The sequence below is a fragment of the Trujillonella humicola genome (genome assembly GCF_046233715.1).
GTDB lineage: Bacteria > Actinomycetota > Actinomycetes > Mycobacteriales > Geodermatophilaceae > Trujillonella > Trujillonella humicola.
Genome location: NZ_JBJNRJ010000129.1, coordinates 1 through 1170, shown reverse-complemented (window position 1 = coordinate 1170; position 1170 = coordinate 1). Strand labels below are relative to the sequence as shown.

The 1170-nt window shown below is 70.5% G+C and carries 2 protein-coding genes; both read right to left on the bottom strand.

The annotated features are described in order from the left end of the window. Positions 1-31 precede the first annotated feature (31 nt). The gene (locus ACK586_RS25390) at positions 32-922 is read right to left on the bottom strand and encodes an IS3 family transposase (protein WP_409333314.1); all 891 of its coding nucleotides are present in this window, start codon (positions 920-922) and stop codon (positions 32-34) included. Continuing rightward, on the bottom strand, positions 919-1170 hold a 252-nt coding region (locus ACK586_RS25385; RefSeq protein ID WP_409333313.1), incomplete at its 5' end, for a transposase. The genes ACK586_RS25385 and ACK586_RS25390, both read right to left, overlap by 4 nt.

Here is a 1170-nt window from a genome sequence, read left to right as displayed (position 1 = left end):
TGTGGTTCCCCCGAGATCGTGGAGGGCTTCCCTATGCCGCTGCTCGGTCGAGCGCGGTCGTCTCGTAGGTGATTGGTGACAGGTTCCCGGCGGCACTGTGCCGGCGCTGGTGGTTGTAGAACCCGTAGCACCAGTCGATCACGACCGCGCGGGCCTGGCCAGTGCTGTCGAACTCGTGCCGGGACAGCACCTCCCACTCCAGACTGGAGAAGAACGCCTCGGCTGCGGCGTTGTCGAAGCAGGAGCCGACCCGGCCCATCGACTGCCGGATGCCCAGCCGCCGGCACAGCGCGGTGAACTTCTCGGCGGTGTAGGTCGAGCCGCGGTCGGTGTGGAAGATGACGCCGGCGATGTGCTCAGCGCCGCCCCGTGCGGCCACGGCCATCTCGATCGCCGCACAGGCCAACGCGGCGTCCGGGTGCAGCCCGGTCGCGGCACCCAGCAGCCGCCGGGAGTACAGGTCGATCACCGTGGCCAGGTACAGCTTCCCGGCCGCGGTCGGGATCTCGGTCATGTCCCCCACCCAGCGGCAGTTGGGGCGCTCGGCGGTGAAGTCGCGCTTGAGCAGGTCGGGGAACTTCGGCGCGGTCTTGTCCTGCCGGGTCAGCCCGCCCCGCCGCTTGATCACCCGGGCGACCAGGCCCTGGCGGCGCATCGAGTCCGCGACGGTCTTCTCCGACACCGTCCAGCCGGCCTCCCGCAGATCGTCCACCAGCCGGGGCGAGCCGTGCAGCCCGCGCGCGGCCTGGAACGCCTTCGCGACCGCGGCGTCGACCTCGGCCCGGCGCTGCTCGGTCGGCGTCGGCGTGCGGTCAAGCCACTTGTAGAACCAGGACTCCGATACGCCGAGCAGGGCGCAGGTCAGCGTGTGCGGCACCCGGTAGAAGGTCCTCTGGTCGGCGATGAAGCGGGCCACGCTCACTTCGTCGCCTCCTTCACCCACAGGACCACCGATCGCTTGAGGACATCGCGCTCCATCCGCAGCTCGGCGTTCTCCGCGCGCAGCCGCTTGAGTTCCTCGATGTCACCCCGGGACAGGCCCTCGGTGCCCTCCCGGGCCTCCCGCGCCTTGTTCACCCAGTTGCCCAGCGTGCCCTCGTTGACGCCGAGATCGCGGGCGACCTGGGCGATCGGCTTGCTCGTCTCCTCGACGATCCGGACCGCCCCGTC